This window comes from Paenibacillus sp. N3/727 (genome assembly GCF_022637315.1).
GTDB classification, from domain to species: Bacteria; Bacillota; Bacilli; order Paenibacillales; family Paenibacillaceae; genus Paenibacillus_AQ; species Paenibacillus_AQ uliginis.
In genome coordinates, this window is the sequence record NZ_CP093336.1 from 1,347,610 (window position 1) to 1,373,741 (window position 26,132).

The following is a 26,132-nucleotide window of genomic DNA, read 5'->3' on the forward strand; positions in this document are numbered from 1 at the left end:
GGCGAAACGCTTTCTTCAGTGAATTGTTCTTCGGCTGTTTGCTGTACATCAGAGGTACCTAGCTTCAACGGAGAAGGCGGAATCATGCTGAAGAAACGAAGTGGTCCCCTTTATCCCCGGATTTGACCATACTATCCATTCTGAAAAAATCTGGGGATAACAGGGATCGGAAGGATGATCCGCATGCGTAGTGCTGAAACAAAGACGAAGAGTTTAAATGGTTATCTCATCATGATATGTAAGTACAAAGGTTACGCGCGGGCAAGATCCCACCATTTATAGTAAACCTTGATTTGTCCTTCCGGGCTGGAGATGAGGGGATCAATGACGATTGTCTTTCCACTGACCTTCAGCTGAATTTCCTTTTTGTTTTTGACCGCTGAATCGATCTTGGTCAGAAGATAGCTTTTATCGATTTTGAAGCCGTACAAATCCAGTACGTCCGCAAGCATATTACGCTGCGTGCTGTCGTTGCTGTCGGACAGAGATATGCTGCTGAACGACAAGATTTGAGGTTCAAATTGTACAGTAACTGCATTATCGACTTGACCCTGTTGCTTCGTTCGGGTCATGACTACACGGCTGTCGCCGTCGTCGTAAATGCGATATACGCTATATTTTGTGAACACGTTCTGACGGATTACTATGTACATATTATCCCGGTATACATCCCATTGTGTGGGAAGTTTTGGGAGGCTGGCCGTAGGGCTGCTTTCGGTCGGGCGGTCGTACAGGTTGGACATACCGTGATTCGTCAGATTTTTAATGAGCTGGAGCACTTCTGCCCTGGTGATGGTCTCATGGCCCATAAATCCCCGGATCGTATTCTCGCCCTTAATCCGTCCTAGTGCATACTTTTTGCCGAGTACATATTGAATGGCTTGTTCTCCTGAATAGTTGACTCCATCCGCGCTGGAGACAAGTTCCGCGACTTGGGCACGTGTAATATAGGTACTCCGAATCTTCTTGTCTGCAAAACCGCGGACAGGATAATTTTTAAAATGAAGGAAGTTATAATATTTATCCGACCAGAATTCGGTCAAGTAAGTCTCCTCTAAATCCTTGCCCGCAATGCCGACCACGAGCATACGGATGAACTCCGCTTCGGTCACATTTTGGTTGGGCATAAACGTACCATTCGCATACCCATTCACTATTCCTTTCTCGACTCCCCACTCAATAGTCGCCTTCGCCCAGTGGTTGTCAGTATCGCGAAAAGTTACACCCGCAAATACTTGGCTTGATCCTATAAATAATGACATAACCAAAAGCAGGGGGGCAAATAGTCTTAGCTTCAACATCTACAGTCCTCCATCTAATATGCTAAATTTCTACAAAATACATTGTATAAGTCGATATTTCGAGCGGTCAAGACATACAGGACCGGATATATAAAGATGGTTAATTCTAACTAGGAATATTCTGGAACTAACATACTTAAGGACTAAACATCACTGGAGCGATGGGGAAGTAAAGAACTATTCCGTAATAGGACGCAGGGAGGGATCGCAAGCCTGGTAGTATTGTTAAATTCTTATAATGTGTGGAAAGAGGAGAGTGAGGCTCTTGGATTTAGTAAACTCAACAGGAGAAGCTAAAATCTGCTGCTTATTACGGTTGATCAAATGTTCTGGTCAATGAATTCGCTGGTCTGTCTTAGCCACTTGCTGCATCAGTCGTAAATGGAACGAGGAGTGTGTTATGATAACCGGAGCGGATGATCCGCGATATTTTTCCAGCTTTCAGATGAATCTGGACCTACAGATAATGAATGGAGTGTTATAGATGACCAGAAGCGGGAAGTTGTTAGCAAGTGCCCGGCTTATGGAGCAGAATGAAGCGTTGTTCAGATGCCCGGTATGTCAAGGTGCTTTGAGAGTAGACGACGGGAAAAGCCTGCTCTGTGTAAACCTTCACCGGTTTGATCTCGCCAAGCAGGGCTATGTCAATATGCTGACAAACCCGTCCAAGACAAAATATGACAGACGGATGTTTGATGCGCGAAAAATGATAAATGAGGCGTCTTTTTTTGAGCCGATGCTGGTCCGATTGAGTGAAATCATAAGTCGGCGACAGGAGTCTGTCCAGGACAAGGAAATAGTTCTTCTTGATGCTGGATGCGGAGAAGGATCTCATCTGACCGCATTAAGGAAGAAGACAAGCTCTCTTGTAAAAGAAGAAGTTCTGGGGATTGGAATTGATATTTCGAAAGAGGGCGTCCAAATGGCCACGCGGGATGATGGGTCTAATATATGGTGTGTTGCTGATCTGGCAAAATGCCCGTTTGCTGACAAGTCGTTTAACGTTATTTTGAATATATTATCTCCTTCCAATTATGCGGAATTTGAGAGATTGCTTACAGATGACGGGATACTGATCAAGGTTATACCGGACAGCGAATACCTAAAAGAACTGCGTAACTTGCTTTACAGGGAAAGTGAGCGCCGGGAATATTCCAATGAGCAGACCGTGGAACTGTTCAACCGAGGCTTTGAGCTGCTGCATCAAGAACGGCTCCAATATAAGGTCAGCCTCGATCCGGTACAGTTGGAGCATTTGGTGTACATGACGCCGTTATCCTGGGGGGCAGCGGAAGAACAAGTCCGGCAAGTTCTGAGTCATGACCTGAGCGAAATCAGCTGCGACTTTTCCATTCTGATTGGTAGAAAAAAATAGTATAGTTCATTTGAAAAGCGCCTAGTTCTTTTGAAGAGAATCAGGCGCTTTTTTTGGTTATTTAAGAGATCAGCGACAATAGAGTAGATTGAACTAAAGAAATAGAAGTCTCCAACGGAGAAGGCGGAATTTTTCTGGAGAAACGGAGTGTTCGCCTTTGCCCCCGGATTTTAACAATTATTAAACATATTAAAAGAAATCTGGGGGTAAGAGCGATCGGAAGAATAATCCGCATCCGTAGTGATGCTCAGGCTAAGAGTCTTTAGTGTAACAGTTGAATTCGATCTGTCTCATTCATATTTTGCCATGATGTCAGACAAGATGTCTTTCATACAGCGGATCAGCTCGGGAGGTTCTTTGACAGTCGCCTCTCTGCCCAGTCCGATGAAGAACTTGGCGAAATATAAAATTTCGCTTTCTGGGATATTTTGCTCTATCCGGCCTGTACCTTCCTGGTAGATGTGTATGGTCGGCACTGGCTGCAACTCGTTCTCACATCGCTGGACACCTTCCCGACTGAGCTCTACAGCAATCTTTACATAGGAAGGGGTCTGTCTCGTTAACGATTCCCAATTGCCAAGGTGGATATGGCGGTGATCCATAGGTGAAATCCCGCTGGTGTCATACTCCGCCGATTGAATTCGGTCGCAGCGGAACAGACGGAAATCCTTACGCAAAAAGCAGTAAGCAGGACAGTACCAAAACCCATTGCTGGTATAGATGCCGACCGGCTGGATATTTCGCTGCGAATAACCACCTTTGGATTCATACTGAATCGTGATAACCTTTTGCTGCACAGCTCCATCTAACAAGATCGACAAATATTCTGCTTTTTGCTGCCGGGTCGGTGTGAAAATGTCCATACGGTTTTTGATCTGGTCAATCCGGTCACGCACATCTCCAGGCATATAAAAGTAAAATTTGTTCAGCGCTGAAGAAGACTCAGCTTCAAAGGGCATAAATAGATAGTGACGCAGGGCATGACTGGCAAAAAACATGGCGACTGCCTCTTCCTCGCTGAACGCAATCGGAGGCAGGATTCGTTCATTGAGAACCTGATATCCGCCATGTGGCCCGACTTCAGAATAGAGGGGCACTCCTAGCTCACTTAGCTCTTGAAGATCTCTTAGAATCGTTCTCTGAGACACTTCGAACTGGTCGGCAAGCTCTTTCGCGGTAAACTTCCGCATCCGGTTGACGGTCATCATTAACTCCATGAGTCTTTTGGATTTAGACATAGCCATAACTCCATCGATTTATTTTAAGGATTTTAATTTTTTTTCGTAATAGTGACAACAGTTGTCACTATTATAATCTACAATAAGTAACAAGCCTAGAACATAGACGGCAAAATGAACATAAATATTATGGAAATGGAGTGAATCACATGAACACGACTAATGAAGTAAAGCATTTATTGTTTGAAGAGCTGGAGCATATCGTTAGAACCTCCTGCAATCTCATCCGCAAAATATCACCCGAACATTGGGGTTACAGACCCGCCGACAATATGAGAAACCTTCAGGAACTCGTTCATCATTTAGTGTCGGTACCGGCTGTAGACTTGCTTATTCTTCAAGAAAAAAGCGAGTCAGAAATCCGCGCGCTCGAGGCGGAAATTGCTGCCGGAACAGATAAAGAAACGCTCATCGGCTGGATGAACTCCGGCACAGTGGATGTAAAACACTACATGGAGGAACTTTCGGAGGAGGAATTTTTGCATAAGAAAACAAAGCCATTTTATCTGGAGCACGGATCTGTACAAGCTAAATGGCTGATCGAGATTGTAACCCATACACAGCACCACCGAGCGCAGATGTTTAGCTACCTGAAGACTCTGGGCTATGAAGTGAATATGTTTGATCTCTACTAAAGCTCTTCAAGGGCGAATACCTAATGATTCACCAATATAAAGAATCGGCTGCGGCCGGTTCTTTTTTTGCAAATGAAGTTTTGAATAAATTGTTCGTAATATATAAATAAAAAGGAAAAATATTCCCGTTAGCTAGTTTTTCTATGATAAACTGATCCCATGATCATCAGAATTGAAATCATACATTAGAATATTGGAATGAATCTAAAACTCGGAAGTAGAAAGGGTGTCTATGCCGTTAAAAACACTTATGAAAGCGTTTTATAAAAGCGGGGGTTAACCCAGGTGCTGTTTAAAATAAATCGCTGCTGGAGAAATCCTGCATGAAAGCTATTCCCTCTTGTCAGGCTGAGGTGGAAAGGTGAGGGAGGTTGTGGTTTACCGGATTATCCTATGGGGAAAAAGGAGCGCTAATCGTGAAAAAAGTAAACGTGAAAAACGTAAAGATTGTATACCTGCCGTTGGATGAACGGCCATGTAACTATGAGTATCCTGCTTTATTGGTTAATGGGACTGGAGTCAATCTGGTTCGGCCGGATTTGGAAATTATGGGACAGAAGAAGCAGCCTGGTGATACTGACCGGCTCGGAGTCTGGTTGGAGGAGGAATGCAAGAATGCAGACGGTGCCATCGTTGCATTGGATACGTTGCTGTACGGTGGCATTGTTCCTTCCCGACTTCATGATCTGAACGAAGAGGAAATAGGCAAACGTATAGATCGTTTACGTGGACTGAAGAGACAGAACCCTAAACTTAAGCTGTTTGCTCTGCATCTCATCATGCGTTGCCCTCAATATTCCAGCTCGGATGAAGAACCAGAGTATTACGGGCTGTATGGACGTGAGCTGTTCCAGAAAGGCTATATTACTCATCGCCATGAGCTTGGTTTGGCATCCGAAGATGAGCTTGAGGAGCTGCGGCGGATTGAGGAGGTACTGCCTGAAGAGGTGGAAACCGACTATCTTGGACGCAGGGCTCTTAATCGTGCTGCCAATCAGGCAGTACTTCGGTATGTTGAGGAAGGTATTATCGACTTCCTTATTATCCCGCAGGATGATTCGGCGACTTATGGCTGGACCGCCAAGGATCAGCAACTCCTAAGAGACGAAATGACGCTGAGGAATGTGGAACTGTCTTCCTTGATGTATCCGGGTGCGGATGAAGCGGGATGCACGCTCATAGCCCGAATGATCAATGAAATGAACGGTGATATGCCTTTTGTGTATCCGCGTTTTTCAGGTGTAGGTGCCCCTTTCGTGACGCCGCTGTATGAAGACAGGCCGTTGTTCGAAAGTGTGAAATATCAGATTCTAGCGGCTGGTGGACAAGTGGCAGCGAGTGCCCAAGAAGCAGATATGATTCTGCTCGTAAATGCTCCTGGAGCTGAGATGACCGAATCGAACAACCAGCCTTCACCGGAGGCCTCCTATCAAGTACTACGTAATGCTGTGGAGTTGGTGGAATACGGTAGCTTTATTATGAAGCGATTCCGCAAGCCTGTAGCGGTTGGGGATGTAGCCTATGCTAATGGAGGGGATTTGCAGTTATTAAAGCTGCTCCGCCAGAAGGGAATATTGTTCGATCTTGCGGGGTATGCCGGATGGAACACAAGCTCCAACACGCTTGGAACTGTCATTGCCCAGATGATGCTCTTTACCCGTTACGGCAGAACCGAAGGGCACTTGGATTTTCTGGCCCTCCGCTATGTGGAGGATTGCGGTTACTGTGCTTCCGTCCGTAAATTACTGTCACAAGGTCAGGTTCAAGAAATGGGATATTCTTATTTTGAGATTGACGGAAGACGTGGGCAGATCGCGTCACTGGTTAGAGAAAAGCTGGGGCAGTTCATTCATGAACATGTGGATACAGAGAATACAAGAGTTAAAATTACAGATGTGTACATGCCGTGGAACCGGATGTTTGAAGTTGGGGTTACAGTGAAGGTTGCTGAGGATTGAACCTCTCATAGCTAAAGCCACGAGATTCCTGCGCTCTCACTTCCTAATGAAGTGAGAATTAGCAGGCTATCCCCGTAAGAGCAACCTTTTTGCTAACATTTTGTTTCATAAATAGGGACGTAAAGTTAACAGGGCAGGGCCTTTTGGGCCTGCCCTGTTCCTTATTTTAGCACATGGACAGAATCAGATTATGGAAGAATAATATGATAATATTTTTATTAACTAAAAAGTAATATGATAACGTTATTAAAATTATAAAAACGTTATGATAATTTTATTGACGATAGAAAGATATGGTGCTATATTTTGGGCGAATGGAGGAGGCTTATATGAAACTACAATTGCTGGATAACTGGACGTTTAAAGCTTGTGATGAACAGGAATGGTTGCCTGCCCGAGTTCCGGGATGCGTACATACCGATCTGCTTCGAAATGATAAAATACAAGATCCATTCTATGAAACGAATGAGCATGACCTGCAGTGGATTGATAAACAAGATTGGGAATATGAAACAAGTTTTGAGGTTTCCGATGAACTGATGGCAGAGTCCCGTCTGGAGCTGGTATTTGACGGGTTGGACACTTATGCGGATGTGTATGTGAACGGAAAGGCTGTTCTGGCTGCGGACAATATGTTTCGCTCCTGGAGGATTGATGTCAGGGAACGGCTCGTGCCAGGAAGCAATCATATCCGTATCGTCTTCCGTTCCCCGATTCAGGAGGATCTGCCAAAGCTTGAGAAGCTCGGATATGCACTCCCGGCAGATAATGACCAATCTGAAGTAGGAGGGCTGAGCGAGAAGAAGGTTAGCATCTTCGCTCGTAAAGCACCATATCATTACGGTTGGGACTGGGGCCCGCGGTTTGTGACGAGCGGAATCTGGCGGGAGTGCCGGATCGAGGCGTGGTCAGAGGCGGTGATCCGTGATGTGTTTATCCATCAGGAACAGGTGACGGCTTCGGTTGCCCGAATGAAGGCGGTTGTAACGGTTGAGGTAAATGATGATTTTGATGGAACGCTTATTGTCACAGCAGCAGGACAGAAGTGGGAAAGAAAGACACAGCTAACCGGCGGCAGTAACACGATAGAGCTTGCTATGGAAATCAAGGAGCCGAAGCTATGGTGGTGTAGGGGTCTTGGAGAGCCGAATTTGTATGAATTCCGTGCGGAACTTCAAGCAGAGCAGCGGACGGTGTCACACGCTTCAGTACGGACCGGACTTCGCAGCGTCCGTCTCGTTCAGGAGTCAGATCAAGCTGGCACTTCGTTCTACATCGAATTGAACGGTATACCTGTATTTGCCAAAGGTGCGAATCATATTCCGAATGACAGCTTCCTAACTGAAGTAACGGCAGAACGTTACCGTCATGAGATTGCGTCTGCTGCCGAATCCAATATGAACATGCTCCGCGTTTGGGGTGGAGGCATTTACGAAGAGGACATCTTTTATGAGCTGTGCGATGAGTACGGGTTAATGGTGTGGCAGGACTTTATGTTTGCCTGCAGTATGTATCCGGGGGATGAAGCGTTCCTGAATAGCGTTCGGCTGGAAGCAGAGGAGAATGTGACGCGTCTGCGCAACCACCCGAGCATTGTGCTCTGGTGCGGAAATAATGAGATTGACTCTGCTTGGGCGCATTATGACGAGAAAGCGGGCTGGGGATGGAAGCAGCAGTACAGCAATGACATTCGCGAGAAGCTATGGAGAGATTACGAAGCCATATTCCACGAGATATTGCCAGAGGCTGTCGGGAGCTGTGCACCAGGGGCTGAGTATTGGCCGTCTTCTCCGCTCGTGTCACTCAGTAGGGACAAGAATCAGCATGCCAATTCCGGAACCACGAGTGGTGATATCCACTATTGGGGAGTGTGGCACAATACCGAGCCGTTTGATAACTACAACGTATATGTGGGACGCTTCATGAGTGAATACGGTTTTCAGTCGTTCCCAGAACCCAAGACGGTAAGAACGTATGCTGAAGAGAGCGATATGGAGCTGGAATCCAAGGTTATGCTGGCACACCAGAAGAACGGAGCAGGGAATCGCTTGATCAAAAGTTATATGGACCAGTACATGCATGAGCCGAAGAATTTCACTTCATTTCTGTATATGAGCCAAATGCAGCAGGCGGAAGCGATGAAGACAGCCATTGAAGCGCATCGTCGCAATAAGCCTTATTGTATGGGCACGCTATATTGGCAGATGAACGATTGCTGGCCGGTCGCTTCCTGGGCGGGCATGGATTATTTGGGCCGATGGAAGGCATTGCAGTATGTTGCCAAGCGCAGCTTCCGGGATGTCTGTCTTGCGGTAGAGCAGAAACAGGAGAAGGGCATCGTTTCAGTTCATATGATTTCCGATGTGTCTGCACCTATTGAAGGTATCCTGCGGCTGCAGCTGCTCAGTTTCGAAGGGAAAGAGCTGCAAGCATTATCCCTTCCCGTGCAAGTCGCTGCGCAGGAGGCTTTAGTAGTGTATCAGACGCAGGTAAGTGAACTGCTCAGTGGATACAATCCTTCATCGGTCGTCCTACACGTAGAGTTGGAGCTGGAAGGGGACGTAGCGGACAGCAAAGATCATTATTTTGTAACCGACAAGCATCTTCTGCTGCAAACCCCTGACATCACGGTCAGAGAGGTTCAGGGTAGCGACGGTACGACCTTTATTGTGGAGAGCAATGTGTTTGCTCGCCAGGTATGGCTGTCTTCAGAACAAGAAGGCATTTTCAGCGATAACTTCTTCGACCTGATCCCTGGGAAGCCGAAGAAGATTTCCTTTAGCTCTCGTCATTCTGGCGAAACAGCATTCATTCCGGCGTCCCCGGGAACAGTAAAGGTATTGTCAATGGCTGATTGCATCCGTTCGGAGTCTTTAGCAGCACGGTGATCTACGATTTGTGCATATTATCTTTCAGAAAAACAAGAGCAGGTAACTCGAGATTCATTCTTGGGTGGCTTGCTTTTTTTGTGGTCTATTACAGACAGCGGGAGCCTAGGTCAGCAGACCTTTTAATCACCTTTTATTATGGATAACACAGGAAACGTAGTCTTATCTGTTCGCGATTATTCCCCAGGAAATGACATTGTTGAAGCTAAAGAGTTATTTTGCTAGTGCAAAAGTATGAATTCGGCCTTTTACTATTGGAAGACAGACTACCATTAGGTAAAATATTCCTTGGTTTCCTTATGTAAAACATGATCAGGAGGTAATAGCTCAATGAAAAAAATGTTCTTATATAAGTTCATGCTTATGGCGTGTGCGCTTTTGATTGCTTCCGCCGCCATACTCCCTGCTTCCGCTGTTGATGCTGCGGATAAAAAATGGATCAATCAGGTATGGAGCCAGTACGAAACTTATAACAAAAAGACAGTAGATTCTTATAAAGCATATCAAGAGCAGATCGACAAGGATTACAAACAACTGTATGAATCCAGTAACGCAGCATTGGATGCACTGGAAAGCAAGGTCCTTTCAGACCAGAAGGTCTGGATTGAGAAGCTGGAAGCTGACTATAAGCAGCTTGATCGGCTATATGGAAACAACCGTGCAATGGCTGATGACTTGAGAAAGTATAGAAATTATATCAGCGAGACGAATCTCAACAGCCCGATGTGGAAGTACTCCCAAGCAGCTAGCCGCACGCATTTGAACAGCACGCTGTGGAAGCTGGGTAAAGCGCTAAGTGATACACATTTGAACAGCTATATGTGGACTTATAGACAAACCATCAATCCTACACATTTGAACAGCGCCGCCTGGAAGATGGAAAATAACGTGAGCGATACGCATTTGAACAGCAATATGTGGAAGCTTCGCAACAGCTCCAGCGATACGTCCTTGAACAGCCCGATGTGGAAATATCGTACAGGGAAAATAAGTAAGACTCAAGCGAAGAAACAATATGATAAGTTGTATAAAGAACTGACTACGGCGTTAGCCGATTACAATACAGCTCGGAAAAAAGATATTACGGATATGGTCAACAGCACGAAGAAAAAAGTGAATGAACTGCATCACCAGACGATTCAGGCATTGGAATCTCAGCGTGAAAAAACGTTGAAAGAAATATCCGAACTTCGGACGAAAATTACCGGGGAAGGATTGCAATGGGAGCCACTGCTCGTTATCCCTTAATGCAACAGAACAACGATAATATTTTCAGGAGAAAGATCGATGCTTTAGTTTCACTGCTAGAGGATCTCAAAGCTCAGTGTAGTGCTTGCATGACAGCGATTGATCACAGCACAGGCCAATTGCCGCAGGAGTTTGATAGCTGTGCTTGAAGAGAACAAAAATACAGGCAGATTTACAAAAGAGCCATAGAAGGATTAATCCCTTCATGGCTCTTTATCATTCCGGTCTACTCGTAGTTTTCAAAATTTTGAATGACGGACAATGCCGCGCCGACCGCCGGATTTTCCCGGTTCCGGACAAACAGAATATCGGTATGTTCATAAGGAAAGCGCAGCGTGTTACCTTGAGTTAACCTCATTGTAATCTGCTTAAAGTGCTCGCTATCACCATAAGGGCTGTCGATTACGATCTGTTTAGGATTACATAGATGGATGATGTGTGTGAGTGCCGTACTTAAATATTGGCCGACTTCCGTATACACACGCTCCTCCGGAGTTAACCCTTCCCAGGCATTCAAGGGAGCATCGATCAGAACGGATTTGTCTTCCGTGTTCCGGTCAGTTACAGCGTTACCCCAAGGGGAGACATGTGCATCTGATCCCGTATTAGAACTTGCTTCTCCTTCCGAATACTCTGCTGCTGCTTCCAACTGCTGCAGGCGTTGGCGTACCGCCTTGGTACGAATCAATGCTTCAAGGCATCCTTTTCGTCCACATTGGCAGAGGGGACCTGTGGGATCAATCATTAAATGGCCTACTTCACCAGCCGTCCATGATCCGCCGAAATGGAGCTTGTCCCGGATCAGAAAGGCTCCGCCAACCCCCTCGTCAATACGTATATAAAAGGTGGAATCAGCCGTTTCTGTTTCTAACTGCTGCAGTGTGGCAAGAGCGCTTGCCTTAACGTTGTTCATCACCTGTAAAGGCAGGGAAATATGAAGGGAGAGCAGCTGGCTTACATCAACATCACTCCAGCCTAAATGCGAAGAGTAATGCACAAACCCTTTGTCCGGGTTCACGATACCCGGCATGCCCACCCCGACACCGAGTGTCTCCGGATGTTTGCTGAGTAGCGCAGCGGTTCTGCGCCCGATCTCGTCCAGACAGCGACCGGGTTCGGAGGTGTCCAGGGTGAAGATTTCCGAATCTATAACCCGGGAGTAATAATCGGTCACTACGAGATAACCTTGATTGTGCTGAATCAGAATTCCGACCGATTTGAGAGAGTTCGGGATGATCCTAATTTTGATTTTGGGCCGTCCGGCAGTGGATGTCTCATTTGTGCCGACTTCCTGAATGATGTGCTGTTTGATGTATTTTTCCACGATAAGAGATACTGTATTTTTACTGATTTTAAGATGACGGGCGATGTCCAGGCGTGAGCTGATGCGTTCTTTCCTCAGAAAGGCCAAGACACGTTTCTCATTTTGCTGCCGTAAGACTGCGGTTCCTTTCGTCATTTCATAACCTCTTTTGATTAATTTGGGTTGGAGAGTACTACAACTATTGTAACAGTGAAGGATTGACATTCCAAAGACCTTATAGTATTTTATAGAAAATATTTAGTCCTATATAAGGATTAATATTCAAGTCGATGAGGAGAGGGGCGAAATCATAACAAGTATGAAATGATATGCACTGACAGAGGCTTTTTTCGCATATGAATTGTAAGCGCTTACCGATTAAATCGACAGCTTGGATTAAATACAGTTATAGCTATACATGTTGCTAGCCAAAGCCATTCATTGAGGAGGTTAGTTTATCGTGAAATTAGCAGATCTGATTGTCATCGGTGTGTATATTGTACTTGTCATAGGTGCGACTTACTGGTCTTTGAAGCAAGTAAAGAACAGTAACGACTTTTTTGCGGCGGGGGGCAAGCTGCCCTGGTGGTTATCGGGGGTATCACACCATATGTCTGGCTATAGTGCTGCGGTATTCGTCGCTTACGCGGCCGTAGCTTACAACTATGGGTTTACGATGTATGTCTGGTGGGCCGTTCCGATTGCGATCGGTGTGTTTGCGGGATCCATTTTGTTCGCTCCGCGGTGGGCAAGACTTAGACTTCGGCTGAACATCGAATCGCCAATGGAGTATTTGTCTATTCGGTATAATGTGCCGACACAACAGCTGATGGCTTGGAGCGGGGTACTGCTAAAAGTGTTTGACGTAGGGGCAAAATGGGCTGCGATCGCCGTGATTCTAAATGTGTTCACAGGGCTGGATCTCGTGACCGGTATTATCATTTCCGGGGCAATAGGTTTATTTTACACGGCTATCGGAGGGTTATGGGCAGATGCGCTGAATGATTTCGGACAGTTTATTGTTCAGCTGATTGCGGCCGCTGCCATGATTGTTGCCGTAGCGACGCAATTGGGAGGATTCGGTGAGCTGCTAACGATGTGGGACCGTTTGCCAGCCGAAAATTCTATGCCGCTGCGGGAGCCGTACACGTTAGGATTTGTCCTGGCTTACCTGCTCATATATACGTTCAGTTACAACGGAGGGACGTGGAATCTGGCTCAACGGTTCATTGCCTCCCCGCGGGGGAAGGACGCCCAAAAAGCCGCTCTTTTATCGTCTGTTCTGTATCTTGTCTGGCCGTTGTTTATTTTTTACCCGATGTGGGCAGCTCCGATCCTGTTTCCGGGCTTGGAAGACCCGACAAAATCGTATTCGATTATGGCAACGGAACTGCTGCCAAGCGGACTAGTTGGGATGGTGCTTATTGCGATGTTCACTCAGACACTTGCAATGACTTCGTCCGATGCTAATGCTATAACGGCTGTGGTCACGCGAGATATTTTACCTGCGATGTTCCCAAAACGGTTTAACAAAAATAAAACTTCTTTGTTCGCCGTAAGACTAACCGTACTCATCTTTATATTGATTACCGTCGTGATCGCCATGAACGCAAAATCATTCGGCGGTGTATTGGATCTGCTCATTATATGGTTTGGAGGTTTAGTCGGGCCGATCTCCATTCCGATGCTGCTCGGTTTGCTGTCCTGGTTCCGCCGGAGCGGTTCGGCCGCTGCAATTACGTCCTGGTGTGCAGGGATCATCGTGTTTATTCTAGTTAAGTTTGTAATTCCGGATCTGAGCACAGCTGCGGTGGTCGCTTCACCTGTCTTAACATCGCTGGTTATTTATGCGGGCATGGGCTGGCTGAACCCGAACAAAAAAGTACGTCCGGAAGTAGATGAGCTGCTAAATGCGCTGAATAACGATGAAGATGCTGTACGAGGCAAGCCGCCTGCAGGAACAGCCATCGATGCAAGCTGACAATGGAGAATCAGAGAGGAAAGGAGTGTGAATCATGACTGCAGATCTGCTTAATGTTTACCGTCGTCAAGTGGATGAGACACTGCTGCCCTTTTGGATGAGAGCCGTCGATGGGGAGCATGGAGGCGTGTTTACTTGTTTTAATAACCGGGGAACCGAGAGATTATCCAGTGATAAATATACATGGTCACAAGGAAGGTTTATATGGATTTGGTCCCGTCTGGCATGGCTTCGCAAGCAGGGAATGATGGAAGGTGAGGCGGAGCCACTATTGGAGCAGGCTCGGGCTGCCGTGGAGTTCATACAGGAGCATGCATTTTTAGAAAGCGGCAGTATTGCTTTTCTATTGACCGAGACGGGGGAACGGAAAGAAAGTATTCCGGGCGCCGGGTATGATACGAGCTTTTATGCCGATTGTTTTGTCGTACTGGGATTTACCGAATATGCCCGGGTTAGCGGAGAACTCCATGTGCTGTTACAAGCGCTTGAGCTGTACAACTCTATTGTGAGACGCCTGGGCAGCGCCAATGTCCGCAGTGAGCCGTATCCGGCTCCGGAAGGGCTTGAACTGCATGCTTACTCGATGATCATGCTGAACGTTTCGCAGGAGCTGGCAGAGGTACTTGGACAATTCCAGCATGCCCGGGCTCAAGATGTGGATGATAATTCCGTCCGGTTTATGGAGACCATTGTGGGCCAGTTTGCAGCTGAAGACGGCACATTATTCGAAATGGTGGATGAACAGGGTGTCAACGGCAAGAAAGAGACCTTATTGTGCCGCTATGTAAATCCGGGTCATACCATTGAATGCATGTGGTTTGTCATGAAAACAGCCGGGAGGCACAGACGAAAGGATGTCATTGAACAGGCGTGTGACATCACCAAACATGCCTTGGAGCTCGGATGGGATACCGAGTATGGCGGTTTGCTCCGCTTTGTCGATTATAAAGGCGGTCAGCCCAAGGGAACTCTCACTGGGGATGAGAACGAACGTCTCATCCTCGGTTCCTGGGATACCAAGCTGTGGTGGCCGCATTCTGAGTCGCTGTATACGACGCTGTTGGCTTATGAGATGAGCGGGGATGAGGCGTTTCGTATTTGGCACGAACAAATCCACGATTTTACGTTTAAGGTATTTCCGAATCCAGATCCAGATGTGGGAGAGTGGATTCAGATTCGGAACCGGCATAATGAACCTCTGGATAAAATCGTCGCGCTGCCGGTGAAGGATCCATATCATATTTTGCGGAACATGCTGCTGTTGGTGGAGCTGTTAACGAAGCGAGTGAAAGAATAAAATATAACAATTGGAGGAGTTAAAGATGAGTTTGCCGACTGTGGTGGAAAGGATCGTTGATCGGCTAAAGGTGAAGGTGTATGAGAACCGTTCCATGCTCGGAAGAGCGGCTGGACTGGATTGCGCGGCACATATGAGAGAATTGTTAGATAAGCAGGAACAGGTGCGTATGATATTTGCGGCAGCTCCTTCACAGAATGAGTTTTTGGAGACGCTTGTGAAGGAGTCGGACATTGACTGGTCTCGCGTGACAACTTTTCATATGGATGAATATATCGGACTTGATTCAGATGCTCCGCAAAGGTTCGGGATTTTCCTGAAGCTGAGGTTATTCGACCTTGTCCATCCTGCAGAAGTACATCTGATCCAGAGTTCGAATTCTCCGGAAGAGGAGTGCCGACGTTATAGCGAGATTATCGCGGATGAACCGATTGATATTGTCTGCATGGGGATCGGGGAGAATGGACATATCGCCTTTAATGATCCACCCGTTGCCGATTTCAACGATCCCGATCTCATGAAAACGGTGGAGCTGGACGAAGTGTGCCGGCAGCAGCAGGTAAACGACGGCTGCTTCGAGTCGATGGATCTCGTTCCCACACATGCGTTAACACTAACGATTCCTGCACTTATGAGGGGTAAAAGATTGTTCTGTATGGTACCGGGAAATACGAAGAAAGATGCTGTCCAGCGGACATTGAAGGATGAAATGTCGATAGCTTGCCCGTCCACCATTCTGCGCCAACACGAAGACTGCACGCTATATACGGATACGGCAGCTTACGGGGAGCCAGAATCATGAAACTTGAAGATTCATGGACTGTTAGCGGCATTCACTATGGGACAGGAAGACCCGTCCAAGTAAAGATACAGGGGACACAGATCGTGAATGTCAGCCCATACGATTCGGCAGACCATTCGGACTTGCCGTTTATAGGACCTGGACTGGTTGATCTTCAGATCAACGGATACGGTGGAAGAGATTTCAATACACATCCGTTGTCCGTCGATATGGTTGCATCCGTGACGGAACAGTTATGGCAAACCGGGGTGACAGCGTACTGTCCAACGATCATTACGAACGGAGATCAGGAGATAGAGGACGCTGCACGAACGATAGCCAAAGCCTGTGATCAAAATACGAACGTGGAGCACAGCGTTATCGGTATTCACCTGGAAGGGCCGTTCATTACGCCAGAAGATGGACCGCGCGGAGCTCATGACAGGCAGTACGTAAAGGCCCCGGATTGGAACCTTTTCCAGCGCTGGCAGGAGGCGGCTGGCGGAAGGATTTCCATAGTGACGATTTCACCGGAATGGGAGAGTGCCCCGACATTTATTGAGCGCTGCGTGGATAACGGAGTGATTGTATCTATTGGGCATACCTCTGCCTCCCCGGAGCAGATTCAGGAAGCTGTAAAGGCTGGCGCCCGGTTATCTACGCATCTTGGCAATGGAGCGCATTTGATGCTACCGCGTCATCCGAATTACATATGGGAACAGCTGGCCGAGGATTCGCTGTACGCCTGTATCATTGCGGACGGCTTTCATCTGCCGGATAGCTTCATTAAGGTTGCACTCCGGGCCAAAGGGGACCGGTTGATGCTGGTTAGTGATGCGGTGTCATTAAGCGGTATGTCGCCGGGAACCTACGACATGCATATTGGGGGAAGAGTGCAGCTGACGGAGGAAGGGAGACTGTGCGTTGCCGAGCAGCCGGAATTGCTGGCAGGATCGGCCCAAATGCTGACATGGGGTATCGGCAAGCTGGTTAGCAGCGGGCTGACGGATCTTAAGAACGCCTGGGATATGGCATCCATTCGGCCTGCACGGTTTGTCGACAGTCCCCATGCTGGTGAGTTGGCTGTGGGTGCAGCAGCGGATCTTGTGTTGTTTGATATGCGGGGAAAAGACGTGACCGTTTGTCAGACAATCAAAGGCGGTCAGTCGGTATATACAAGAGCATAATGCATAGAAGGAGGTGTGTTTCGAGCAGCTAGGATTTAAGCTGAGAAACAACCTCTTTTTAGCGTACTTGAAGAGAAGCCTAGTTCACTGCGTGAGATTAAACCTTCCTTTAAATACTTTGTGTTTATATTCACATTACTAAATGTCTACATGGTCTATCCTAGAGGTAGGATCCTTTAAATTTTGATGTAAAAACTATTAATCCTACCGGTTAAATGTGGTATAATTATCTAAATTTATGGAGAAGAGGGATCGTCATGCCTGTAGAAACTTTTAAAGCAACTGCACATCTGCAACAGGGAATGGTTGTTAAAGCGAAATCAAGAAATTTTGAGATTACGATTGATGAGCCGAAATCTTTAGGTGGTACGGATGAAGGAATGAATCCGGTGGAGCTGGTACTGTGTGCACTCGGTGCCTGTCAGTCGATCGTAGCAAGTGTATACGCCCGTAAATTTAATATTGATTTGAAGGACTTTTGGGTAGAGGTAGAAGGAGATCTGGATACCGACGGATTTATGAATAAATCCGATGTCCGCCGCGGATATTCGGATGTAAGATATAACATTCATATTAAGACTGACGCAGCGAGAGAAAATGTTGAAGAGTTCGTGGAATTCATCGAACGTACCTGTCCTGTAGGAGATACGATCAATAATCCGGTCAATCTGCAGCTAAACAAAATTATCATCGAAGCTTAATTGTTCGTAAATGTACTTTGCTATACCGTATATGTACATATATCAAAGAGACCTCCCGCAGTCCATGGACTGTAAGAGGTCTCTTATATTTCTCGCAGAAACGCCGTTGCCCTTTTCAAAGGACGACGGCGTCGTTTCTACTTGCTGCAATTTATTATTTTGAAGCCTGATAGTTCGCTAGATGCTCTTTCACCTTCGCCGGATCGGCTTTCAGCTCATTACCAGTTTTGATCATCGGGCTGACGGTGGAGAAGGCCTTGATCTTGTTATTGTTGTAGTACGCCAGGATTTCATCCTGGTTGATGGAGTACAGTACGGCTTTTCTCAGATCTTCACTCTTCGCAATATCGCGGTTCTTGGTATTGAAGAGCAGGTAAGAAACGGCGTTGCTCTCGATGGACTGGAGCTTCAGCTTGCTGTCGCCTTTGACAACATCATACTTCGTTTCCGGAACGCCATAGTACATGTGAATCTCGTTACTGCGCAATGCGGACAACGTGCTGTCGGCATCTTTGATGAAGCGTACTTTTACCTGATTGATCTTAGGCTCATGCTCAGTGCCTTTCATATAACCAGGGTTTTTGTAGAACACAGCTTCGTAATCATTTTTGTAAGACAGAATGTAAGGACCGCTGGCAAACAGGGTGTTGTTGTACTTGTCACCTTCGGTTACCGTGTTCTGGTCTCCATAAGGAATGTCCTTGTTCACATCAAATTTGGCTACATCATATGTGTTGATGCTCTCAACCTGTTTCTTGGATACGATACCGGCCGATTGGTGAGCCAGGTAGTTCAGTACTTGCGGGAATGGCTCTGTGGTCGTCAATTTGATGACCTGGTATTTGCCGTCCTTGGTACTTGCTTGATTTTTATCGGTAACGAGGGAAGAAATTTTGGTTTCCAGCCCTTTTTCCAGAGATTGTCTTACGGTTTCGTCGCTTCCAGATACTTTGACAGCATCCAGGGCGCTAAGGTCTTTAACAACCTCTACATCCTTGATATGTTCATGTAACGTGTATGTCCGGTGATCCGGAACGGAGTCTTTATCCTTGGCACGGTTCAGGGCGAACACCACGTCGTCAGCACCGACACGTTCGCCGGAATCTACGGCCAGCTTGTTGTCCACTTTGGCGAAGTTGATGTCATCTCTTAGGATGAAATAGTATTCGGAGTTGCCCTCGGCAATGCTGTGATTGTATGACAGCGAACCTTCGGACGTAATTTTGTCGTCATCAGTCAGATTGATCAGTCGAACGTTCATGTTTGTGTTAATAATGTTGATCGATCCGTCGTTACCTTTGATTGGGTCAAGTGATGTCAGTGTTGAAGTCGATTGGGCCAGAACCAGCGGCTCTTTGTCACGCTTGGATTGGTCTTTGAAATCAACAGCTTCCCATGGAAGGGAACGGGATTTGGACAAGCGCACGGAGTTCTCGTCGAGAATGTCCTTGTTTAACGCTTGGCTCTTCAGCGAGATGTACAGCGGTGCAATGTAGGCTTTATCAGTGACGAGACGCTGTTCCAGCTGTTTATAGGTTTCTTTGGCATCTTCTGATGTTTGCGTTGCTGCTTGGTCAACCAGTTTGTCAACTTCTTCATCGGACATGATGCTGTAGTCACCGCCGGTCTTAAACAGGGAACGAACAGCATAATCAGGGTTACCGGTTACGGTTGTCCAACTAGAGAGGATAACATCATAGTTACCGGCATCCTGCTGAGCTTTATAGCTACCGTAGTCGGGCTGAAGATTGAGCTTTACATTGAAGCCGTTTTTGGTGAGTTGGTCACGGATGATGTTCACATCCGATTCTTGTGAGCTCATAGCGAGCAATTCAATCGTTTCTGCCGACGGGTTTGCCGGTTTCTCGCCTGCTGGCTCAGATGGCTGCTGCGATGATTCGTCTTTGGTTTTTACGGTGCAGCCGCTGATTACCAGTACTAACGTAAGCAGCAGCAGTAAAAGTGTTCTTTTTTTCATGATGATTTCCTCCTGATCTTATATATATATATGTTGAAAAAAGTAATAAACTATAATTAATCGAGCTTGGGATCCAGCGCGTCCCGCAATCCGTCACCCAAGAAGTTAAAGGACAATACTAGAGCGATAATGGCGAGCCCCGGGTAAATAGCCAGATACGAGTTGGTTTCGAGATACGTACTGCCGATCTTCAGAATGTTTCCCCATTCTGGGATATGAGGCTCAACCCCAAGTCCCAGGTAGCTTAAGCTGCTTGTGGAGATAACCGCTCCCCCAATGGTCAAGGTCGATTTAACGATCATCGGAGCAAGGGAATTCGGAACGATATGCTTAAAAATAATCGATAGATTGCTTGAGCCGAATGCACGCGCCGCATCCACGTATTCGTAGGTGGACACGAGTAGCACGTTCGCTCTCATCGTTCTTGCATAGGTCGGAATGGCCCCAACGCTGAGTGCGATGATTAGGTTGACCGTATTGGCTCCGAAAGCGGCGATAATCGCGATCGCAAGGAGAATACCGGGAATCGCGTACAGAATATCAAGCAGACGCATGATAATATTGTCCGTATGGCGACCATAATATCCGGATATCGCGCCGAGAATGCCTCCGATTACGAGCGGAATAACTGTGGACATAAACCCGACGATGAGTGAGATGCGGGCGCCGAACACGATTCTTGAATATAGGCAACGGCCGAAATCATCGGTTCCGAGCGGGTATGCCAGACTTGGCTGCTGCAGAATTGCCGAATAGTTATTGTCTACCGCGAAGCTGTATTCAAACGTAAACAGGCTGCATACAGATACGGTAAACAGGAAGATGATAAAGAACAGTCCCAGCATAGCCGTAGTATTGCCGGTGATCCGCACCCAGACGTCCGCCCAGCGAGTGGATGCCGGATTGCTATTTTTGCGGATCTTGGACAACAAGTTGAAGCCGAGCACGAGGGCAAAGATATTGCCCGTCACCGCCGTCAGGATGAGCGGCAGTGCAAGCCACTTCAGCCGCGGGTGCGCGTAGTGGTTGTTTACGTATTTTGCAACGAGCAGCAGGGCGACCAGATGGAATATTGTCACCAGCACCAGCGCTGCCATTCCTGGCAGAAATGTTTCGGCTACGTAAGGCTTGAACATATTCAAGGCCGATAAGGCGATTACGAATATTTGCGTCAACAGCATATAAACGGCGATTGAATATTCGGGACTTTTTTGTTTTTTTATGAGATTAAAACCAAAGGTTGTTACAAACACATTGCCTGTAAAAATACTCAGCAGCTGGATATAGCCGAGTGCGCGGGTTGAGCGCCTAATCTCTCCGTCACGAAGCAGATCCCTCCGGATCAGGGCCGTGATGACCACCTGCAGTAGCGTAAACAAAGCGTAAACGACAAAAGCGGCAAATACATACGGCCTTAAACTTCCGCTCCCGAAACTGTAGCTGTTCAGCAGCAGGATTATCGTTAAGGTTAAAGAGACGACCCACGTGAACCCGGATTGGCTGTACTCCTGTGAGGACTTCAGCTGGTACTGGGTTTGGCGATGGTTAAAAAGCTTCTTGATCATGAGTACACCTGCTTTAGTAGAGAATGTTCAAAAAGTCAACTTTTGATCACGCAGTGAATCAGGAGGCGAAATCGACGTCGAATCTTGAATTCAGCTAAAATGTTTCCGAAGGAAACATACTTCGAAAGCATGCTCACGTAGGTTTTGCCTACGCTCCGCTTCTCAGTCTCTGGCTTCATCCAACCTTCTCGGTGCTGAAAAGCTGACTCTTTGAAAATATAAGAAAGTATAAGATTTCATTTATACTTGGCTTATATTTCTCGCAGAAACGCTATCGTCCTTTAAGAAGGACGACGGATGGGTTTCTACTTGACTCGAACTAGTATTGTTTCATCTTAGAACGGATACGCGGATCGAAAAAGGCATACATAATGTCAATAATGACGTTGACCAGTGAAATGGTGATGGCCGTGTACACGACCCCGCCCATAATGGCCGGAATATCGGGAATGAACTGCTTATCCACGATGTAGCTGCCGATACCGCTAATGTTAAACACTTTTTCCGTAACTGCCGAACCGCCGAGCATACCTCCGAACTGTAGTCCGATGACGGTAATGATCGGGATGAGGGCATTGCGCACAGCGTGCTTTCGAAGCACCTGCCGCTTTCCTAGCCCTTTGGCTTTGGCGGTCAAAATATAATCTTCATTAATAACCTCCAGTGTGGAGGAACGCGTCATTCTTGCAACTGCTGCGGTGAGCCCCGTTCCCAGCACAATGACCGGCATGATCATCGAGAGCCAGTTCTGCGGATTATAGGTGGCCGGCAGCCATTGCAGCTTGATCGAGAAATTAAGGATGAAAATCAATCCCTGCCAAAAGTTCGGTATGGACAAGCCCAGCAGCGCGATGAACATAAACGTATAATCGAAGAACGAATTTTTCCGCGTTGCCGAGATAATTCCGACTGGAATGGCGATGATCATGGCGAACAGTAGTGAAATTACAGTCAGCGTCAGCGTCACCGGAAACTTTCTTGCGATGCTGTTCGTAATTTCTTCACTGCCCGAGAAGGATTTACCAAGATCAAAAGTGAATATTCCCTTAATGTTATTCCACAGCTGGGTCCAGTAAGGCTGATCCAGTCCGTGTAGTTGGTTGAATGCCGCAATCTGTTCTTTGGTCGCTGTTTCCCCCAGTATGTTCGCTGCCGGATTAAACGGAGACAGGTGCAAGATCGTAAAGACGAGAACGGCTACACCGAAAATGACAAACACACTCATGATAAGTCTTTCAAAAATAAACTTCAGATAAGGTCTGCTGTACAAAAAAAGAAGTATGTACATGAGCATTCCCGGGATCCATGACACTGCGAAAAAGACGGGATTAGCAATGAGTGATTCAAAAGTGTCCGCAAAAGTCAGGCGTTTCTTCCCGTTGAGTTCCAACTGCTTGCGTGTACGTTCCTCAACAACTTCCCGGAACCGTGATTCCGTTAAGGTCTCAAGCTCCCGGTTAAATTTTTCCTCACTGACCTTCTGTCCGAAAAATTCATGTTTCCGTTTAAGCTGTTCCAACTGCTCTGTCCTCAGCTTGTCCCGGAAACCGGTGGAGATCAGCTCAGCCTGAATCTTGGACCTTAACGAAGTATATGCGTCCTTCTTGCTCTGAAACATATAAATAAGGAAGACCACCAGATTGACCGGTGCTCCCAATAGTAGAAGTAAATATTTATATGAAGGATTAAGAAGGATTTTACGGTACGTGATGCTGATGTTACTGATAAGCTGGCGATGGCCTGCTGCTTCCGTCACCCCCATAAGGTGTCGTGCCTCCTTCATTGAAATTGCATTATTCCGAGTGATATAGTATATTTTATTTTAGCGCTATTTAAAAGTCAATAGATTAAGTGAGTTCATCTCATGATAGACACAAATAAGGCAGGCGAATTTATATGGAACCGATACTACAGGTGAAAAACTTGAGCGTATCCTTTCAATCCCGTGATTCGGAATTTCACGCCGTACGGGGCGTCAGTTTTGAACTGAATAAAGGAGAAACACTCGGCATTGTCGGCGAATCCGGAAGCGGCAAGAGTGTTACGGCACGTTCAATCATGCGTTTGCTGCCTTCGCCTCCTTCATTTATGAAGGAAGGGGAGATCCTCTTCCTAGGTGATAACCTTGCGGACAAAACCGAGAAGGAAATGGAGAGCATTCGGGGCCGTGATATGGGGATGATCTTTCAAGATCCGATGACATCCCTGAATCCAACGATCAAAATCGGCGAACAGATTGCCGAAAGCCTGATCAAACACCAAAAGCTGTCACAGAAAGAAGCGAAAAAACAAGCTCTGGACATGCTGAAGCTGGTCGGCATATCGAACAGCGAGACGCGATACAATCAATATCCGCACGAATTTTCCGGAGGTATGCGTCAGCGTGTCATGATTGCTATTGCACTGGCCTGCCGTCCGTCGCTGCTTATAGCGGACGAGCCGACAACTGCGCTCGACGTTACGATTCAGGCGCAAATTTTGAACTTGATGAAAGATATGCAGGAACGTTTCGGCACGTCGATTATCCTGATCACTCATGACCTTGGCGTTGTCGCCGGAATGTGTGATCGCGTTGCCGTGATGAAGGATGGGGTTATCGTGGAGACCGGAACGACAGAGGAAATCTTCGATAACCCTCAGCACCCCTACACACTCAAGCTGCTTAATGCCCTTCCACGGCTGCACGAGAAGAAAAAACCGAAGCCGACACCGCTCATTCTGACTGACAAGGACCGCGAGCGTCCTCTGCTCGAAGTACGCGGGCTCAAGCAGCACTTCGATATGGGGAAAGGCAATGTACTGAAGGCTGTTAACGATATCAGCTTTCATATTCAAGCCGGTGAAACGCTTGGTCTCGTAGGTGAATCCGGTAGCGGTAAATCGACGACCGGACGGGCTATTCTCCGGTTACATCAGCCAACAGGCGGCGAGGTTCTGTACCAGGGCATGGCAGTGAACCGCTTGACCGGCTCGGAGATGAAGACGATGCGCCGTTACATGCAGATGATCTTCCAGGACCCGTATGCATCGCTGAACCCGCGGCTTAAGATCGTCGATATTATCGGCGAAGCACTAGACGTTCACAAGCTGTCGGGAAGCAAGCAGGAGCGCAGAAAGCGGGTCGAGGAGCTGCTCGACATGGTCGGCTTGAATCCGGCTTTTGCCAACCGGTATCCGCATGAATTCTCGGGCGGGCAGCGGCAGCGGATCGGCATTGCTCGTGCGCTAGCAGTGGAGCCGAAGTTCATCGTATGTGACGAACCACTGTCTGCGCTAGACGTGTCCATCCAGTCACAGATTGTGAAGCTGCTCGAAGAGCTGCAGCAGCAGCTTGGACTCACGTATTTGTTCATTGCCCATGACCTTTCGATGGTCAAGCATATCAGTGATCGTGTAGCCGTGATGTACATGGGGAAGATCGTTGAACTGGCGGAAAGTGAAGAGCTGTATTCCAACCCACAGCATGACTATACCAAATCATTATTGTCAGCTATTCCGATTCCGGATCCGAAAGTAGAGTCGAAGAAAAAGCGGGTCTTGATGGAGGAACGTACCGGGGCGGATCAATACAATCTGGAGCATTCCGAGCTGGTTGAGGTGTCTAAAGGGCACTGGGTCGCACAGCCGATCGGCACCTCAGCATAATATAAATAAACAATGGAGTTTTCTACCAGGTCCATTCGATACCTGGGGAGAGAACTCCTTTTTTGCGCAGAGAGATTTATTTATCGTTCAAACTTAACAATATACATGAGGGACCGGAGGATAGTCAGAGATTGACCCTCTTTCTGATGAAGAAGGAGGAGTATGGTATGAAAGTAGCCAATAAAACTATATCCAATAATACGGCGAGTAAGCCGGACCTACTTAGGAGGAAGAGAAATGAATCGATTGCAGAAGGATGATATTATACTTTTTCAAGGCGATAGCATTACTGATGCCGGTAGAGACCGGAATAATCCGGCTGATCTGGGTAAGGGCTATCCGTTGATGACGGCGGGTCTGGTAGGCATGAGCCATCCGGAGCTGAATATTACCTTTTTGAACCGGGGGATTAGCGGTAACCGGGTTAAAGATCTGCAAGCTAGGTGGCAGGAGGATTGTCTCGATCTGAAACCGACATGGGTATCGGTATACATCGGCATTAATGATTGCTGGCGTCGTTACGATTCCCAAGACCCTACGAGTCTGGGAGATTTTCAGCAAGGCTATCGTGAATTGCTGGAGCAGACGAAGGAAACGCTTGATGCCAAGCTGATCCTTCTGGAGCCATTCGTGCTGCCATATCCTGAAGACCGCAAGGCGTGGCGCGAGGATCTCGATCCGAAGATTACGGCGGTAAGAGAGCTTGCAGCTGAATTTGATGCGCTACTCGTTCCATTGGACGGACTGTTTGCTGCAGCTGCTGCGCGTCGTGAACCGGCTTATTGGGCGCCGGACGGTGTGCATCCGTCTCCAGCTGGTCACGCGCTGATTGCCCGGGCCTGGATGGAAACGATGGGTCTAGGCTTTAAGTAAAGCATTGGTGTGAAAAATGTGTACGTAAGTATGTATAGCCGGCCCTTCGGAACGCAGGAATATCAGGTTGATATATTCCTAAGAACGTTGAAGTCTGCGGGAAATGAAATTTAAGTTCATAAGAGCTCCGACAAGGATGAATCCTATCGGGGCTCTTTTTCATTGTGATAAGAAGTCG

General features: G+C 47.2%; 18 protein-coding genes. 12 read left to right on the forward strand and 6 right to left on the reverse strand.

Annotated features, from left to right (window positions below):
• Window positions 1–251: 251 nt before the first annotated feature.
• Complete coding sequence (locus MNQ98_RS05995; RefSeq protein WP_241932372.1) at window positions 252–1,301, reverse strand: S-layer homology domain-containing protein; 1,050 nt, start codon at window positions 1,299–1,301, stop codon at window positions 252–254.
• A gap of 484 nt (window positions 1,302–1,785) precedes the next feature.
• Between MNQ98_RS05995 and MNQ98_RS06000 the strand changes: the two genes are divergently transcribed.
• Window positions 1,786–2,676 carry a putative RNA methyltransferase gene (locus MNQ98_RS06000; RefSeq protein ID WP_241932373.1) on the forward strand — a complete coding sequence of 297 codons (891 nt, stop codon included), beginning with the start codon at window positions 1,786–1,788 and terminating at the stop codon, window positions 2,674–2,676.
• Window positions 2,677–2,966: 290 nt separating this feature from the next.
• Here MNQ98_RS06000 and MNQ98_RS06005 read toward each other — a convergent pair whose 3' ends face one another.
• Window positions 2,967–3,914 carry a helix-turn-helix transcriptional regulator gene (locus MNQ98_RS06005; RefSeq protein ID WP_241932374.1) on the reverse strand — a complete coding sequence of 316 codons (948 nt, stop codon included), beginning with the start codon at window positions 3,912–3,914 and terminating at the stop codon, window positions 2,967–2,969.
• A 149-nt stretch (window positions 3,915–4,063) separates the two neighbouring features.
• Between MNQ98_RS06005 and MNQ98_RS06010 the strand changes: the two genes are divergently transcribed.
• The 4 genes from MNQ98_RS06010 (at window position 4,064) to MNQ98_RS06025 (ending at window position 10,643) form a co-directional block, all read left to right on the forward strand.
• A complete protein-coding gene (locus tag MNQ98_RS06010) occupies window positions 4,064–4,549 on the forward strand; it encodes a DinB family protein (RefSeq protein WP_241932375.1) in 486 nt (161 codons plus the stop codon).
• A 416-nt stretch (window positions 4,550–4,965) separates the two neighbouring features.
• Window positions 4,966–6,507, forward strand: a complete 1,542-nt coding sequence (locus MNQ98_RS06015; RefSeq protein WP_241932376.1) for a DUF4127 family protein — start codon at window positions 4,966–4,968, stop codon at window positions 6,505–6,507.
• Window positions 6,508–6,836: 329 nt separating this feature from the next.
• Entirely contained in the window at window positions 6,837–9,395 is a 2,559-nt protein-coding gene (locus tag MNQ98_RS06020; protein ID WP_241932377.1) for a beta-mannosidase, read from the forward strand.
• A 330-nt stretch (window positions 9,396–9,725) separates the two neighbouring features.
• Complete coding sequence (locus MNQ98_RS06025; RefSeq protein WP_241932378.1) at window positions 9,726–10,643, forward strand: hypothetical protein; 918 nt, start codon at window positions 9,726–9,728, stop codon at window positions 10,641–10,643.
• Window positions 10,644–10,869: 226 nt separating this feature from the next.
• Here the strand turns inward: MNQ98_RS06025 and MNQ98_RS06030 are convergent, their stop codons facing one another.
• Window positions 10,870–12,102: an ROK family protein gene (locus MNQ98_RS06030; RefSeq protein ID WP_241932379.1), complete on the reverse strand. Its 1,233-nt coding sequence runs from the start codon at window positions 12,100–12,102 to the stop codon at window positions 10,870–10,872.
• A 304-nt stretch (window positions 12,103–12,406) separates the two neighbouring features.
• Between MNQ98_RS06030 and MNQ98_RS06035 the strand changes: the two genes are divergently transcribed.
• From MNQ98_RS06035 to MNQ98_RS06055, 5 genes are all read left to right on the forward strand, one after another.
• Window positions 12,407–13,927, forward strand: coding sequence for a sodium:solute symporter family protein (locus MNQ98_RS06035; RefSeq protein WP_208915527.1), 1,521 nt, complete (start codon window positions 12,407–12,409; stop codon window positions 13,925–13,927).
• 34 nt (window positions 13,928–13,961) lie between these two features.
• Window positions 13,962–15,224, forward strand: a complete 1,263-nt coding sequence (locus MNQ98_RS06040) for an AGE family epimerase/isomerase (protein ID WP_241932380.1) — start codon at window positions 13,962–13,964, stop codon at window positions 15,222–15,224.
• A gap of 25 nt (window positions 15,225–15,249) precedes the next feature.
• Window positions 15,250–16,026 carry a glucosamine-6-phosphate deaminase gene (locus tag MNQ98_RS06045; RefSeq protein WP_241932381.1) on the forward strand — a complete coding sequence of 259 codons (777 nt, stop codon included), beginning with the start codon at window positions 15,250–15,252 and terminating at the stop codon, window positions 16,024–16,026.
• Window positions 16,023–17,192: an N-acetylglucosamine-6-phosphate deacetylase gene (locus MNQ98_RS06050; RefSeq protein WP_241932382.1), complete on the forward strand. Its 1,170-nt coding sequence runs from the start codon at window positions 16,023–16,025 to the stop codon at window positions 17,190–17,192. The genes MNQ98_RS06045 and MNQ98_RS06050 overlap by 4 nt, the downstream gene beginning before the upstream one ends.
• Before the next feature lie 257 nt (window positions 17,193–17,449).
• Window positions 17,450–17,893: an OsmC family protein gene (locus MNQ98_RS06055; RefSeq protein ID WP_241932383.1), complete on the forward strand. Its 444-nt coding sequence runs from the start codon at window positions 17,450–17,452 to the stop codon at window positions 17,891–17,893.
• A 154-nt stretch (window positions 17,894–18,047) separates the two neighbouring features.
• Here the strand turns inward: MNQ98_RS06055 and MNQ98_RS06060 are convergent, their stop codons facing one another.
• The 3 genes from MNQ98_RS06060 to MNQ98_RS06070 form a co-directional block, all read right to left on the reverse strand.
• A complete protein-coding gene (locus tag MNQ98_RS06060) occupies window positions 18,048–19,871 on the reverse strand; it encodes an ABC transporter substrate-binding protein (protein ID WP_241932384.1) in 1,824 nt (607 codons plus the stop codon).
• 56 nt (window positions 19,872–19,927) lie between these two features.
• Window positions 19,928–21,436, reverse strand: coding sequence for an ABC transporter permease (locus tag MNQ98_RS06065; protein WP_241932385.1), 1,509 nt, complete (start codon window positions 21,434–21,436; stop codon window positions 19,928–19,930).
• A gap of 319 nt (window positions 21,437–21,755) precedes the next feature.
• A complete protein-coding gene (locus MNQ98_RS06070) occupies window positions 21,756–23,198 on the reverse strand; it encodes an ABC transporter permease (RefSeq protein ID WP_241932386.1) in 1,443 nt (480 codons plus the stop codon).
• A gap of 134 nt (window positions 23,199–23,332) precedes the next feature.
• Here MNQ98_RS06070 and MNQ98_RS06075 point away from each other — a divergent pair, with 134 nt between their 5' ends.
• The gene (locus MNQ98_RS06075; protein ID WP_241932387.1) at window positions 23,333–25,081 is read left to right on the forward strand and encodes an ABC transporter ATP-binding protein; all 1,749 of its coding nucleotides are present in this window, start codon (window positions 23,333–23,335) and stop codon (window positions 25,079–25,081) included.
• Window positions 25,082–25,318: 237 nt separating this feature from the next.
• Entirely contained in the window at window positions 25,319–25,954 is a 636-nt protein-coding gene (locus MNQ98_RS06080) for an SGNH/GDSL hydrolase family protein (protein ID WP_241932388.1), read from the forward strand.
• Window positions 25,955–26,132 lie beyond the last annotated feature (178 nt).